The organism is Pseudomonas arsenicoxydans (genome assembly GCF_900103875.1).
GTDB classification, from domain to species: Bacteria; Pseudomonadota; Gammaproteobacteria; order Pseudomonadales; family Pseudomonadaceae; genus Aquipseudomonas; species Aquipseudomonas arsenicoxydans.
The window spans coordinates 4611786-4626589 of the sequence record NZ_LT629705.1; the positions used below are offsets into that span (position 1 = coordinate 4611786).

Annotated in this window: 9 protein-coding genes and 1 pseudogene; 5 read left to right on the forward strand and 5 right to left on the reverse strand. The window is 54.4% G+C overall.

All coding sequences use genetic code 11. From position 1 onward, the window contains the following. Positions 1-69 precede the first annotated feature (69 nt). Complete coding sequence (locus tag BLQ41_RS21610; RefSeq protein ID WP_090184061.1) at positions 70-591, forward strand: cupin; 522 nt, start codon at positions 70-72, stop codon at positions 589-591. A 381-nt stretch (positions 592-972) separates the two neighbouring features. On the opposite strand, the pseudogene BLQ41_RS31025 reads toward BLQ41_RS21610, so the two are convergent. Further along, positions 973-1134: pseudogene (locus tag BLQ41_RS31025) on the reverse strand (general stress protein); the annotation flags it as partial. Between the two features lie 263 nt (positions 1135-1397). Between BLQ41_RS31025 and BLQ41_RS21620 the strand changes: the two are divergent. After that, positions 1398-1955, forward strand: coding sequence for an ATP-dependent Clp protease proteolytic subunit (locus tag BLQ41_RS21620; protein ID WP_090184067.1), 558 nt, complete (start codon positions 1398-1400; stop codon positions 1953-1955). Between the two features lie 292 nt (positions 1956-2247). Here BLQ41_RS21620 and BLQ41_RS21625 read toward each other — a convergent pair whose 3' ends face one another. Next, the gene (locus tag BLQ41_RS21625) at positions 2248-2877 is read right to left on the reverse strand and encodes a dTMP kinase (RefSeq protein WP_090184070.1); all 630 of its coding nucleotides are present in this window, start codon (positions 2875-2877) and stop codon (positions 2248-2250) included. A 571-nt stretch (positions 2878-3448) separates the two neighbouring features. Between BLQ41_RS21625 and BLQ41_RS21630 the strand changes: the two genes are divergently transcribed. After that, the gene (locus BLQ41_RS21630; RefSeq protein ID WP_090184072.1) at positions 3449-4588 is read left to right on the forward strand and encodes a sensor histidine kinase; all 1140 of its coding nucleotides are present in this window, start codon (positions 3449-3451) and stop codon (positions 4586-4588) included. Here the strand turns inward: BLQ41_RS21630 and BLQ41_RS21635 are convergent. Then, entirely contained in the window at positions 4576-5520 is a 945-nt protein-coding gene (locus BLQ41_RS21635; RefSeq protein ID WP_090184075.1) for a sensor domain-containing diguanylate cyclase, read from the reverse strand. The two genes, BLQ41_RS21630 and BLQ41_RS21635, sit on opposite strands and share 13 nt — an antisense overlap. Before the next feature lie 527 nt (positions 5521-6047). On the opposite strand from BLQ41_RS21635, the gene BLQ41_RS21640 reads away from it, so the two are divergent. Further along, positions 6048-9374: an EAL domain-containing protein gene (locus BLQ41_RS21640; protein WP_167360500.1), complete on the forward strand. Its 3327-nt coding sequence runs from the start codon at positions 6048-6050 to the stop codon at positions 9372-9374. Between the two features lie 42 nt (positions 9375-9416). Here BLQ41_RS21640 and BLQ41_RS21645 read toward each other — a convergent pair whose 3' ends face one another. Together BLQ41_RS21645 and BLQ41_RS21650 are read right to left on the reverse strand one after the other, a co-directional pair. Beyond that, positions 9417-10607, reverse strand: coding sequence for an MFS transporter (locus BLQ41_RS21645; protein WP_090184080.1), 1191 nt, complete (start codon positions 10605-10607; stop codon positions 9417-9419). A 103-nt stretch (positions 10608-10710) separates the two neighbouring features. After that, positions 10711-12993 carry a heavy metal translocating P-type ATPase gene (locus BLQ41_RS21650; RefSeq protein ID WP_090184083.1) on the reverse strand — a complete coding sequence of 761 codons (2283 nt, stop codon included), beginning with the start codon at positions 12991-12993 and terminating at the stop codon, positions 10711-10713. 276 nt (positions 12994-13269) lie between these two features. On the opposite strand from BLQ41_RS21650, the gene arcD reads away from it, so the two are divergent. Then, positions 13270-14763, forward strand: a complete 1494-nt coding sequence (gene arcD, locus BLQ41_RS21655) for an arginine-ornithine antiporter (RefSeq protein WP_090184087.1) — start codon at positions 13270-13272, stop codon at positions 14761-14763. The last annotated feature ends 41 nt before the right edge of the window (positions 14764-14804 follow it).

The following is a 14804-nucleotide window of genomic DNA, read 5'->3' on the forward strand; positions in this document are numbered from 1 at the left end:
AAATGTCCTTAATGGATGATGCTTTAACAGTTGTCTTCAAGACTCTTATTCGAAAGCGGAGGACTTCTTATGGTCAGGTCACAGGTTGTGGATGCCCCCGTGCAAATCCTGCTCCTGGAACGTAACGATTGGGTGCCTAACAACCCCCGCCTTCCTGTGCTCATTTACATCAAGGCGATTGCCATTCAAGGGAGCGACCCGGCGGCCTTGTTCGAGGAAACCTTCAGTGCCAATGGCTGGCCGCCGCAATGGCGCTACGGCGTCTATGACTATCACCACTATCACACCGAAGGCCATGAAGTGCTCGGCGTCGCTGCTGGCTATGCTCGTTTGATGCTCGGCGGGCCGGGTGGTCGAATATTGGAGGTCAGCGGTGGGGATGTGTTGCTCTTGCCTGCCGGCACAGGTCACTGCAATGTCGAATCCAGCAGTGACTTTCTTGTTGTCGGTGCCTACCCCCCGGGCCAGCACGCGGACATCTGTCGCGAAGCACCGACTTCAGAGCAATTGGCGAGAATTCAGACGCTGCCATTTCCAGAGCAAGATCCAGTTCAGGGCTTGCATGGCGCGGTACGTCGATATTGGGTTTGATTCTGCTCGCAATGCGTCACTCGGTTGAATACTCCCTTGAGATTTTCCTGATCAGCGAATGTTCTCAAACCAAGCCCCGAAACAAACTCGGGGCTTGATGAACAAACCGCATCAGGCTTTGCGTCCTCCACCGCCACCTTGTTCACCACCCTTGCGGCCCATATCTGCGGACTTGGCATGGTCATCGGTAACATTGCTACCGCGCCCACTTCCCTGGCCACCGCTGGTCATTTGATCTGCATCTTTAGATTGCCGTCCTCCTGAGGCCTGACCACCTTTTTGGCCTGGCTTGGAGGCACTATCATTGTCATCAGCAAACTCCCCTCCACGATTCGCACCCTGCCCGCCTCCCGACATGCGATCAGTATCGCGGGGTGGTTGTCCGCCCGATGCCTGGCCACCTTTCTGGCCCGCCTCAGACGCTCGTTGCGGATCGTTGGCGAAATTCCCGCCAGAGGCTTCTCCACCTTTTTTGCCTGCTTCAGATGCCTTGTCCCGGTCATTTGAAAAATTACCCGGGTTTTTATTTTCTGTATTAGCCATTTCTATTCACCTCTACATCGTTAGTACGAGCATGGGCCCGTATAATTCGGAGGGTGTAGAAAATCGAAAGTTTGAACGAAATATCCAACTCGCAGACGAGTGGATTTCGAGATTTGGTTCCATCGAAAATGCGGCCATTCGACTGGCGGCCTGCCGGCCTAAAAAGTACCTTCCGCCTTTTTCTTTAGATCGAATCGTCGATTTTTACTAGAATGGAAAACTCGCAGGAAGCCCTCCACGCATCCCATTCAGGGGGTCAGTCGATGACAGAACACATCGTTCATTTTCATTGCCAGATCGATCAGGCAACGACTGAGCGCTTCAGGGATTGCTGCCTTGAAGCCATCGATCAAGGCGCCACATCACTGCTACTGAACCTGTCCACTTGTGGGGGGAGCACCAACTTCGGCTTCACGCTCTACACGTTCCTGAAGTCATTGCCCGTACCGCTCTGCGCCATCAATGCCGGCAACATCGAATCGATGGGGATCATCATGTTTCTGGCAGCAGGTCGCAGGATCACCTCCCCTCATGCCAGATTTTTGATTCATCCGATGAACTGGTACTTCAGCCAGAAATCGGTCGACCATCAACGCTTGAGAGAATATCTGTCCAGTCTCGACAACGACCTCGCGCGCTATGTGCAAATCTACGCGCTCGAAACGGCTGAGGCAGAGACCAAACTCGATATTTTTCATTGCCTGTCAGCGGAAGAAAAAGTGATCGCCGCGCACGAATCCCTGTCCTATGGGATTGCTCATGAAATGCGACAGATGGTATTCGCAGATGATGTTAAACATTGGAAGGTAAGTGGGGGATGAGCCTGGTGCCGTCCGGCACGCAAGGATGAGCGGACAGCCCAAGCAATCTCGGCGATCGATAGCTCTGCTGCCGCTGAGACCAGTTTGCGGAACGGAATGGCGAGTCAAGGTGTCGTCTGTATTAGACGACCTTGTTCGTCGTAATCCTGTTCAGGTATAGAGAGGTGGTTTTCATGAACAATATTATCTACATCGTCGGGGCAGTTGTGATCGTCCTCGTTATTCTTTCGTTTGTCGGCCTTGTATAGCGTTAGCTGCTAAGCACGTCACAACGGATCGCACGTTCATGACCCTAGCAATGCTCGTGATGCCCGAGAAGGACTTTATAGATCTCGGAAATCACCTGCATCGTTGCGTCCTCAAGCGTTCCTTCATTACGGCATAACACCCAGCCGTGATCTGCGATGGCTTCCTCGAACGCCTTTGTACAAGCGACATGTTCTTCCAGCTTATGCATCACTGTACTGCCCAGCCCACGCCCTCGTGCTGCTGCCCTCGCCCATGAAATATCAGGGGCGGTGACAACGCCGACATGCAGGTCTGGCACACGCACGTTTCGATCAATGTTCAACTGCAGAATCTCTGCAAACGGGATTATCCGGCGAAACGCGGCATCGGACGGGTACCAACGATCGATCAGGATGATGCTGTCTGGTGGCTGTTTAGCCAGTACGTGCCGTGAAATCCAGATACGGCTTTCAGCAAGGCGCTCACAAACCTGCAACTCCAGTTCCCGGGTGGGATTTCTGACGAGTTTGTTCACGAGGGTCATTGTTTCACCTCGATAGGGATCGCTTTTTCTCTCGCAAAGCCGGATTACCTTTTTGTTATCTGCCCTCAGTACTTTCGTGACGGCCTCCAACAATGTGGTTTTGCCGGCACCCTTGGGCCCATCCAGAGAAACAAACAGCGCACGATTCATTCTTCACATAACGATTGATTTACGGTTTTTCTTGCCCTGTTCGTTCACTGTAATCGCTTGGCGCGGCTACGCGAATCGAGTGGAGAGCCCTTATGAGCACTCTAACTTAGTTTCTGGCTCGCTGATTCATTGATAAACGAATTCCAGGCGGCATGGGATCGTATCGATCAGCCACCCGCAGAGCGCGGCTTACAACCACGTGGCAGACGCCAATCACCGCTGAGCAGCCAAGCAAGTAAAAACGCAAAATTAACTCGCCAAAAGCTATACAAGAAACTAATGTTGTACAAAATCTGTAGAGCTTTTTATCACCATGTCTCCTTCGGAAAATCTTATCGCCTGGCACGGAAACTGGAGTCTTTCGAAGGCTACCGTCACTTGCAAGTCATGCAAGGCGACGCAATCGGAACTCGATAGAGAAAGCGATTTTCCCCATACTACAACGTGTTCGAAAGCGGCTTTGGCGAGGACACGCCCCTGGGACGAGCTCGATGAAATTCGACATGCCCTCCCCCCTTACACCTGAGGTGTTACGCCTGACCTAGGCCTACGAATAACCAGGATCATCGGCATGCGCTTGTCAGACTTCATCATCAAAAATCTTGAGCCGATACTGCAAGCTTGGGAGGATTTTGCAAGAACCATTGAGGTGCCCGGCGAAGCTCTGGATTCCAAGGCTTTACGCGATCATGCCGAACAGATGTTGCGCGCTATAGCGTTAGACATGCGCACCTACCAGTCTGCCCAGGAACAGATAGCCAAGGCCCATGGGAATAGCCCTGCAGACGAGCTGGAAACTGCCGCGGAAATCCATGCAGTCACACGTTTGATGGCGGGTTTCACGCTGGATCAAATGGTGTCTGAGTATCGTGCGCTGAGAACGAGCGTAGTCAGCCAATGGCTGGGACAGGTAAAAGACGGGGCCGCTTTTGAAGTGGACGACATGACCCGCTTCAACGAAGCCATAGACCAGGCGCTAGGTGAATCTATTGCGAGCTACTCGAGCGCCGTGGAAGCCTCACGCAATGTCTTTTTGGGCATTCTCGGCCATGATTTACGCACGCCGCTGGGCGCTATTTTGCTGGGCGCTGATGTGTTGCGGCGCTCGGATGATCTGGGGGCGCGCGAGACTAAAATTGCATCAGGGATATATACCAGCGTAAGACGAGCCAGCCAGATAGTCGGCGACTTGCTGGACCTGACCCGCTGCCAAATGGGCCCGGGTATTCCCATTAAAAAGGAATATATCGACCTGACGCCACTGTGCACACGCATAGTGGAAGAGATTCGAACGTTTCATCCGCGCGCGAAGATCATATTCAACGCAGGTGCATCCACTCGTGGCGAATTCGATGGGGCCCGCATGGAGCAAGTCATTTCCAATCTGCTCAGCAATGCAGTTCAACATGGAGATCTGCAGTTTCCTATCGAGGTCACGCTGGCACCAGTCGACGGTAGCGTCGTTTTCTCTGTGCACAATCGTGGCGAGCCTGTACCAGAAGAAATCCTGCCCTTCATCTTTAATCCTATGGAGCGTGTCTCGCTGTCCACTACCAGTGGTCTTGGCCCGAGCGCCGGGCTGGGGTTAGGCCTGTACATCGCCTCCGAGATTGTGGCCGCACATTCCGGGTCTTTGGATGTGACCTCCGACCGCGCTCGTGGAACCACTTTCCTGGTCAAAGTACCTGTCGGTAAATCTCAAAGTATGTGAGAACCAACCTCTCCAATTTTTTTTGTGCGCTTCTGCTCATACATCTCATGGTCAGCGAGCGTCATCGCCGAGCTTATGTTGTTCGAAGCGTTAGCCATGGCTAAACCGACAGAAGCACTGACGCCTGACAGTTGAAGTGACTGGTACACCCTCTCGCGAAGCGCCTCGCCGCCAACTCTGTCGCAGTTGACACCGATGATTCCGAACTCATCTCCACCCAACCTTGCAACGATATCGCCGGATCTAGAAGCGTGATTCAAGGCGTCAGCGGCACTCTTGAGTGCACTGTCACCTGCAGCATGACCTTGGCCATCATTGATGAGTTTTAAATCGTCCATATCAATAATCACAACCGCAGAGGAATTTCCGTAACGACGGTTTCGAACATCCTGACAAGCCGCTAACTGATCCCAGCCCGCACGGTTATAAAGGCCCGTCAAGGCATCGTTAAGTGCCTGCGCTTCAAATCGCTCCGCCCTGCTCGCCTCTTCATCGGCCCTCAATTCCATTTGCAAAATCTTGCTGAGCACCTTGGCGACCATTTCAATGAGTGCCTGGTCTTCCCTGATTTTTTCAGGTTGAGTCGTTGGATCAATTGCGCAAAGCGTGCCGAACAAGGAGCCATCGGACAGGAGAAGTGGAACCCCGATGTATGCGTTGATGGTTAGCTGGCGACTGATGGGGGCCGCTGCATAACAAGGCACCAGTCCGACATTTGGCGCTATTCGTGGCCCGAGCCCCTTGACCATATGGCTACAAAAAGAATCGCTCCAACTGAGGATTTTGCCTGGCTGAATTTGATAGCCATGATCTTCGCAATGCAAAACAGTCCAGTCATCGCCGTCAGCCCGGGTAACCATCCACAAATCGAACCCCAGCCGGTGCCGCAAGAACGAAAGCACTTCACGCGCGGTATCTTCAAAATCACTCATCGGGTATTTCGACTCATAGGTTTGGCATAGGCAAAAAAGGTGGACACCATCACCGAAACGCCGAGTGGGCCTATGAAGGGTGGATGATTGTATCTGGTCACCACAGAGCAGAGTTCGAGGCCGTGAAGGAAGCCGACGAAACGTCTTATTTGAGAAAAAATGCACCTTTCGCTATCTCTGACCTCAAACGTTTTATCGGGCGTTAATGCGAAAGATTTCCAGTAGATCACTACAGGAAGCGCTCTGGAAAATTTGCCAGGGAGCCTATATCAGGAGTTTCTATCTGACCCATGATTGAATGCCATGCCTTTTCCACCCCTTATACATTAATTTTATTTTGTATAGGTATTGATACTGGCCTTGAACGCAAATCAGCAACTGTATTCGTATTTGCGAAGCGGACGTTAGAAACATCAAGACCTGTCCATCACAAAATAACCGGGGTTTAAACATTGGAAGAATTACGGATGGCAAACCCAGGCTTTTACCCAGTTGCACTTGTTTCGCATAAACGATCGCTTCGATCCATGTTGCTCCCTATCAGCATCTTGTTGCTAGGTACTTTGCTCTCCGTAACACTAGGGCACTTGGATATCCAGCAAGAATCAAGTAAGGATAGAGCACAAGTTACTTCGAAACTGACGGGCGTCCGAGCTCATTTAGAAGGTCAAATAAACTCTACGTTTGACGCAACGGAAGGTATTGCTCAGCTATTGAGGTTGGACGGCGGCATAACAACTGCGCATTTTGAAGGAATGGCAGAGCAAGCAATGGCTCTGCAATCGCATATCCACCACATCGCGCTTGCTCCCAACGACGTCATTCGCAGTGTCTATCCCGTCAAAGGTAATGAAGGCGTTTTAGGCGTTGATTATCGCAATCTGCCCGGTCAGTACGCTGCCGTGTTGAGATCTCGAGAATCAAGAGCTCCCGTGCTGGCAGGCCCTATTGACCTTTTCCAGGGAGGGCGAGGTTTTGTCCATCGGCGCCCAGTGTTTGTCACCACCGAAGACGGTACTGATCGTTATTGGGGCAGCGCGTCAGTTGTCGCTGATGTTGATGCATTGCTTGAAGCCAGTGGCATCAATGCGCGCGGGACGCTTGAGTTGGCCTTACGAGGTGCGGATGGATTAGGCAACAATGGAAAAATGATTTGGGGAAATCCTGCAGTATTTTCAGAAGATGCCATTACAACCTCTGTCGATGTGCCAGGCGGCACCTGGCAGCTCGCGGCGATTCCTCGAGAAGGCTGGAGGAACGGCACACTCTTCAGCTCACCTTTGTTTATTTTTGCGCTGACCTGCACTGGCTTTTTTACCTTTCTTGCAGCTCAACTCAGCCGAAGTCACCGCCTTTTTCGCCAGCGCCATGCGCAGCTCGCCAGGGAAATTGAAGAGCGTGAGATTGCGGAGCTATCTTTAGTGCAAAGTGAAGCACGCTTCCGCGCCCTGTTTGAGCGCTCGCCAGATCCGACCTGGATCCTGCGTCGAGGAGGCATTTGTAGTGATGCCAACACCGCAGCACTCAAGTTATTCGGTTATGAAGACCTGGAAACATTACATAAAGTCAAAGCCACCGATATTTCTCCACCCTTTCAAAGTGATGGTCAGTGCACGACAAAGAAAGCACAAGTCATGTTGAGCATGGCAATGGAAAGAGGTGTTCATCGTTTTGAATGGCTACATAAAAGTGCCGACGGCGTGGTATTTCCGGCTGAAGTAACCCTCTCCACTGTCACCTTGTCTAACGAGCCGATGCTCTATGCGGTAGTTCGAGACATTTCCGACCGTAAAAAAGCTGAACAGGCATTGCTGACTCAAACGACGTTACTTCAGGATGTAGTAGATAATGCGCCATCGCTGATTTATGTGTTCGACCTTCAAGGCAACCTTCAACTGTGCAATCTCATGTTTGAGCGCGCGACAGGCTTACCATTTGCCGATATGAAAGGCAGGCCACGCGTAAGCTTTCTTACGTCTGACGAAGCTGACACCCAACGTCAAAATGACGAACAAGTTCTCGCCACTGGTAGTGCCATGCGCTTTGAGGAACAGATCAACAGAAACAACACTAATCACATTTATCTTACAACCAAGTGCGTTCTTTACGACAATGATGGTCAGCAATCAGGTGTGCTCAGCATTTCTACTGACATCACTGAAATCAAACAAAGTACCGAACAATTACGACTCGCTGGCGTTGTCTTGGAGAATACGGCCGACGGGGTCATTATCACTAATGCTCTAGGTCATATCATATCGATCAATAAAGCATTTTCTGACATCACAGGATTCAGCGCAGAAGAGTCTATAGGGTTGAAGCCTTATATCCTCATGTCAGAGGAACAAGATCTCGATTTCTACCGAGACATCCAGGAGACGCTCAAGGCAAATGGATTTTGGCGCGGTGAGCTCTGGAATCGTAGAAAAAATGGCACGCTTTATCCGAAGTGGATGACGATAAATGCTGTGTTCGATGAGTTCAGTCAGCCTGTCAATTATGTGGCTGTCTTCTCTGATATTTCAGCTATCAATCAGTCGCAATCCGAACTTGACCGCATGGCGCATTATGACCCGGTTACGGGGTTGCCCAATCGCCTCCTCTTCCAGGAAAGACTCCAGCACTCCCTGGATCTTTCATTGAGCTATGACCAGTCACTTGCGGTGCTTTTGGTAGATCTGGATGGCTTTAAAACGGTAAACGACAGCCTTGGCCACTCGATGGGAGACTTACTGCTGCAGCAAGCAGGGATTCGCTTTTCGCAGTGTGTACGCCTTGAGGACACGGTCTCTCGAATCGGCGGAGACGAATTTGCAGTCATTTTGAACAATCTCAGCCAGCCAACCGATGCCATCGTCGTCGCGAAAAAACTACTGATGTCTCTTCAGGAGCCTTTTGATCTAGGGGGCAACTCCACGCTCCTGACAGCCAGCATCGGGATTGCCGTGGCACCGCAAGATAGCGAAACGCCGGAGCAATTGCTCCGTCAAGCGGATACAGCCATGTACGGCGCCAAAGAAGGAGGCCGTAACGACTATCGCTTCTATCAGCCTGAAATGACCCTGCGTGCACATGAGCGTTTGATCCTCGAACGCTCCCTGCGCCGTGCTGTAAAAAACCATGAGTTTGAGGTTTGGTACCAGCCAAAGATTAATCTGATGAGCGATAGGGTTGAAGGCGCCGAGGCACTGGTTCGTTGGCGGGATCCGGTTCATGGCCTCATTTCCCCGGCAGACTTCATTCCCTTGGCGGAGAGTACTGGGCTGATAATCCAGATAGGTGAGCAAGTTATCGACAGGGTCTGCCGTGACATTCGACACTGGATTGATCGTGATATTGCTTGCGGGATTGTCGCTGTCAATGTGGCGGCTATACAAATCGACAGAACCGATTACGTCGAAACACTTCGAGCGGCGCTGGATAAATATGATTTACCCGCAAGCGTCTTGGAAGTTGAAGTCACAGAGAGTTTGATGATGGCGAGCCCGGAGCATTCCAGAGAAGTCTTGAGCACGCTCCAAAGTCTGGGGATCTCGACTGCGATCGATGACTTTGGCACCGGCTACTCATCTCTGGCCTATCTAAAGATGCTGCCCATCAACAGTCTGAAAATTGATCGCAGCTTCGTTTCCGATCTGCCTCACGACAAAAGTGGTGTGGCCATCACCAAAACCGTCGTTGAATTGGGACATGCTCTGGGCTTCAAGATTGTTGCGGAAGGCGTTGAGACCGCCGAGCAGAGCTCTTTTCTGAGAAGTATCGGATGCGACCAAGGGCAAGGATATCTCTATGCACGCCCGATGCCTGCGATAGAGTTTGAGTCTTGGTTGAAGAGAGATAAGTATTTTGAGTGAAGCCTGCGGCGCGGGCGCGTGACTTGCTCTTCATCTGAAGAATCACTGTTTCTTCAGTAGCAGCAAGAGTAACGCTGTGGCGGCAAACACTGCCCCCACGAAGAACGTGCTGCCTGATCCGAAGCTTTGCCATAACCCGCCCGCCAGAACACTGGCGATCAGCATGCATACACCACTGACCAGATTGAAAATGCCGAAGGCGGTGCCCTTGAGTTCTCCAGGTGCTGTGTCGGCTACCAGCGAGGCAAGGATGCCTTGGCTGAATCCCATATGAAGTCCCCACAATGCAACGCCCAGCATCATCGTGATGACTGTGCTGGACTGAGCCAGCACCAGATCCGCCAGCACAAGTAACGCCATCCCCACGCAGAGCAGCTTCGTACGGCTCATACGATCAGATAACCAGCCGGCAGGGTAAGCGGAAAACGTGTAGAAAACCGACATGACCACCATCACCAGCGGAATCCAGGTGACCGACAGACCTGTCTCCTGCGCACGTAATACCAGAAACGCCTCGCTGAAACGGGCAAGTGTAAACACCCCGCCCACAATGACGACCCACCAATAACCAGTGGAGAAATCGTGGAGGACTCTCCAATGAATCGGCGACCGGAATGTGTGTTCGCGGGAGGCGTGGGTGGGTTCTTTTACGCCAGCGACAATCAGAGCCACCGCGACTGTTGCGGGAATCACCGCAAACCACAGCACAAGCTGGATATCGGCTAACCATAGCATCAGCGAGATGGCCAGAGCCGGGCCAAGAACAGCCCCTACGGTGTCCATTGACTGGCGCAAACCAAAACAGGCCCCGCGGATCTCAGGCGGCGAAACATCGGCGATCAGGGCATCGCGCGGCGCACCACGAATGCCTTTGCCGATGCGATCCAGAAAACGTGCGGTAAAGACCACTTCAACCGAGTGCGCCAGAGGAAACAGGGGTTTGCTCAGTGCGGCCAAACCATATCCCAGCAGCAGCAATCCTTTGCGCCGACCCATGAAGTCGCTGATAGCGCCAGAGAATATCTTGACGAGCATGGCGGTCGCCTCGGCAACACCTTCAATCACGCCGACGGTCAATGCACTCGCACCCAATGTCGTGACCAGAAATACGGGTAACAAGCTGTGTACCAGCTCGGAAGATACATCCATGAACAGGCTGACAAAGCCCAACGCCCAGATCGTGCGCGGAATGCGAAGACGCTCGGCTTTGGTGGTTGGACTTTCGCGACTCATATTTTCTTCCTTAACTTATGGGCACCGAGGAAAGACAGCGCCAGGCGAAGCGCTTCCAGATGAATAGCGCAGGTCGCGAATGCTGTGTGCTGGAACAAGACGTCTAACGCCCATCAAGAAAACGGAACAACTCCTCCTCCTGGTCAAAGTGCAGTCGCACCAGCGTATCCAGCCGAATCAATTGATGCTGAACCTCGTCGGCGGACGCCGTTGCCGGATCAGCAGCGAAATCACGGCTCATGCGCGCCAACAGGTGGATCAGGCGAAAAATCTCACGGTGAGCATGGCTCATGGCCGACATCGGATCCTCGCCTGGCATCTTTTGCGTCAGCAGCGGATACAGTGTTTTCTCATCATCGCGCTCATGGTCCGCCAATGAGGTTTGCAGTTTGTCGACCAGTTCCAGCAAGTCGGTCTGCGCTTGCGCAACCGGACGCGAGGCGAAGTCACTGGCCAGTTGGTGCAGGTCGCTGCGCACACTGGACAGTTGCTGGTGTTCATCTTGCAAACGATCGATATGCTCCGCCGTCAGCTTTTGCTGCCTGCGCCCCCACAATGGGCCCAATGCCCGCAAAGCGTTCATGATGATCAGCACATCGATGCCCTCCTGCACCACGGCGCCGATCAGTGGCGGCAGATAACCGAGGGCCGCCACCACCATGGCCAGCAGCGACATGCCCATGCCGGCCAGTACGCCAAGGCGAGCGATGTGGCGGGTGCGTCGGGCAATGTCCAGCGCCTCGACGAGACGATCCAGGCGATCCACCAGCAGCACGACACCTGCGGCTTGTGCAGAAGCCGTCGCACCGCTGGCCCCCATTGCGACGCCGACGTTCGCCGCTGCCAATGCAGGGGCATCGTTGATACCATCACCGACCATCAGCGTGCTGGTGCGCAGGCAACCCTCCTGAACGGCACGCACTTTTTCCTCTGGGGTCAACCCGGCACGCAGTTCGTCAATTCCAGCAGACAGCGCGATCATCTCGGCGGGTTCCAGTCGATCCCCGGTGAGCATGACGATCCTCTCGATGCCTCGGTTGCGCAGTCGACGCAGTGTTTGCGGGGTTTCGCGCCGAACGTTGTCCGAAAAAACCAGCAGGCCAGCGAGTTGCCCATCCACCTCGATGAAGCTTCCAGAGCAAGCCAGATAATCCATGTGGCGCAGCATGGCAGTGGCCCAATCGGTCGCGGGGGCATCCCTGTGAGCAAAAGACAACGTGCCGAATCGCACTCGCCGGCCATCGATCAGCCCACAAAGACCCGAACCCGGACTTTCTTCCACCTCCTGCGGGACGCTGAGTGACAGCTGGCGCTGTAGCGCCGCCTCGACAATCGCCTGGGAGATCGGGTGCGTCGAGGCCTGTGCCAGCGACGCTGCCAGGCCAAGCAATTGCTGCGCATCGGCCAGTCCGTTGACTTCAATCGACTGCAGACGGGCATGCCCGCTGGTCAGGGTGCCGGTCTTGTCGAAAAACACCTGCTTGATCCCGGCCAGCGCCTCCAGGGTCGCTCCGTCCTTGATCAGAATCCCGCGCCGCGCTGCCCTGGAAATCCCTGACAGGATCGAAATGGGCACCGCCAGGATCAATGGGCAAGGTGTGGCCACCACCAGCACCGCCAACGCTCGCAGGGGATCTCCACTCAGTTGCCAGGCCAACGCGGCGATCAGCAGCGTCACAGGAATGAAGACCAGCGCATAGCGGTCGGCAAGACGCACGAAAGGCGCACGCGAACGGCGTGCTGCCTCGGCCAGTCGCACTATTGCAGCGTAGGTGCTTTGCGCGGCCGTTCGCGTAGCGATGAGCAGGATGGGGGCGCCGACATTGGAGACGCCGCTGGGCAGTGGCTCTCCCTCTCGGCGGGTCACCGGTAACGATTCACCGCTGAGCGCCGACTCATCCAGAATGGCCGCGGGACTCAGCAGTCGACCATCCACAGGCACCACTTCCCCCAGGCGTACCAGCAATGTTTGATGTGGCTGGATTTGTTCAACGGGGATCTGGCGCAAGCCGCCCTCCTCCTGCAACCAGGCAAAACGCGGTGCCCTGTCGATCAGCGCACGTAGCTCGCGCTCGGCGCGTTGCCGGGTGAAAAACTCCAGGGTCCGTCCGGTCGCCAGCATCAAGGCAATCACCGCCGCGACCAGCGTCTGATCAAACACCAGGGCGGCAGCGATCGACAGCAGCGCGATCAGATCTACACCGGCCTCGCGCCGAGCCAGGCGCCCGGCGATCTCGACGAGCAGCACCAACGCCATCACCAGACTGCCTGCGGCCCAGCTCATCGAGGCCCAGTCAGACTTTTGCGCAAGCTGTGCAGCGCCCCCGGCCAGCAGCGTCAGGGTCGTGAGCAGCAACAGGATGGGGTCCCGCCATTTACTGAGCATTGCAGTGGGCACCTCGAAAACACGGCCTTCCCTCGCGATGAGTCATCTGCCGCTTTCGAGGTAGAGCTTAGGACTTGAACGTCTTTTGTGTTGGTCAAGACGTCGCCATGAAGTCGATGGTCGCAGAAGAGCTCATGACTGTCCCCGGGCAAATCAGGTCTTTGCGCCGTTTCTGATTTATATCAAACCGGCTTTGGACGTTCTCGCAAGAATCAAAACCAGCAGTCGCACCATCGCATTCGATGGACTCAGAATCTCGTCTTCTGGAGGCTTCTCATGGCTACGCACGTGCATGGCACTCAACCGGTCGCTCCACCAGCTGCCGGACAACCCCTGGCAGGCAGCTTGCGCAAGACAGAACCCAAGCGCCTTTCCCTGAGTTTGCTCACTGCCTTAGTGATCGGTTCGATGATTGGTAGCGGTATTTTCAGCCTGCCGCAGAACATGGCGGCCAGTGCGGGGGCCGGGGCGATCCTGATAGGGTGGCTGATCACCGGCGTCGGCATGCTGTCGCTCGCTTTGGTCTACCAAACCTTGTCCAATCGCCAGCCAGCGCTGGACAACGGCGTGTTTGCCTACGCCCGGGCATTAGGGGGTGAGTTCCTCGGCTTCAACTCCGCCTGGGGCTACTGGATCAGTGCCTGGATCGGCAACGTCAGCTACTTGGTGATTCTGTTTGCGGCACTGAGTTACTTCTTCCCGATGTTTGGTGAAGGCAACAACAAAGCGGCAATTGCCGGGGCGTCCGTGGCGCTATGGTTTTTGCACTGGATGATTCTCAGGGGCATGCGCACCGCAGCACGGGCCAACGCATTAACGACAATGGCCAAGATCGTGCCGTTATTGTTGTTCATCGGCCTGGTGATTGCGGCCTTCCAGCGTGACACCTTCAATGTCGATTTTTGGGGGGCGCCAGCGCTGGGCAGCACACTCGATCAAGTCAAAAGCACCATGCTGGTGACCGTCTGGGTGTTCATCGGGATTGAGGGCGCCAACGTATTTTCTGCCCGTGCGGCAGAACGGGCCAACGTCGGTCGTGCGACAGTGATTGGTTTTGTGATCACGCTGTTACTGCTGATAGCCGTGTCTCTGTTGTCGCTGGGCGTTCTCACGCAGCCCGAGCTGGCGGCCCTGAAAAACCCTTCGATGGCCGGCGTGCTGAAGGCGGCTGTCGGGCCATGGGGCGCCGTGCTGATCAACATCGGTTTGATCCTTTCGGTCGGCGGTGCCCTGCTCGCCTGGACCCTGCTGGCGGCTGAATCAATCTTTACGCCGGCCAAGGAAAAGGTCATGCCCGAGACGCTCGCGGTGGAAAACACTCAAGGTGTGCCGGCCCATGCATTGTGGATCACCAACGGCTGCATTCAGCTGTTTCTGTTGCTGACGCTGTATTCGAGCGCCAGCTACCTGGCCCTTATTTCCCTCGCCACTTCGATGATTCTGGTCCCGTATCTGTTCAGCGGTCTGTACGCATTGAAGTTGACCTGGCAAGGCCAGACCTACGCTGGCCAAAGAGGCCTGCAACTGCGCGACATGCTGATTGCCTCGATCGCCACGCTGTATTGCCTGTGGCTCCTGTATGCCGCCGGGCCTAAATACATGTTGCTCAGCGGGTTGCTTTACGCCCCCGGTTCGTTGATTTACCTGGCCACTATAAAGTCTCGCCAGGGAAAACCGCTCAGCGGGCCCGAGACGGGTCTGTTGATCATCATCTGGACGGCGGCAGCGTTTGCCGGCTGGATGCTGTGGACCGGAACACTGACGTTGTGATTCCAAAGCGGACAACGTGGTGCCGATCAAGGATGACTGAC

Coding starts and splice junctions, on each gene's coding strand:
- BLQ41_RS21610 (WP_090184061.1), top strand. CDS start 70: ATGGTCAGGTCACAGGTTGTGGATGCCCCCGTGCAAATCCTGCTCCTG.
- BLQ41_RS21620 (WP_090184067.1), top strand. CDS start 1,398: ATGACAGAACACATCGTTCATTTTCATTGCCAGATCGATCAGGCAACG.
- BLQ41_RS21625 (WP_090184070.1), bottom strand. CDS start 2,877: ATGAATCGTGCGCTGTTTGTTTCTCTGGATGGGCCCAAGGGTGCCGGC.
- BLQ41_RS21630 (WP_090184072.1), top strand. CDS start 3,449: ATGCGCTTGTCAGACTTCATCATCAAAAATCTTGAGCCGATACTGCAA.
- BLQ41_RS21635 (WP_090184075.1), bottom strand. CDS start 5,520: ATGAGTGATTTTGAAGATACCGCGCGTGAAGTGCTTTCGTTCTTGCGG.
- BLQ41_RS21640 (WP_167360500.1), top strand. CDS start 6,048: ATGTTGCTCCCTATCAGCATCTTGTTGCTAGGTACTTTGCTCTCCGTA.
- BLQ41_RS21645 (WP_090184080.1), bottom strand. CDS start 10,607: ATGAGTCGCGAAAGTCCAACCACCAAAGCCGAGCGTCTTCGCATTCCG.
- BLQ41_RS21650 (WP_090184083.1), bottom strand. CDS start 12,993: ATGCTCAGTAAATGGCGGGACCCCATCCTGTTGCTGCTCACGACCCTG.
- arcD (WP_090184087.1), top strand. CDS start 13,270: ATGGCTACGCACGTGCATGGCACTCAACCGGTCGCTCCACCAGCTGCC.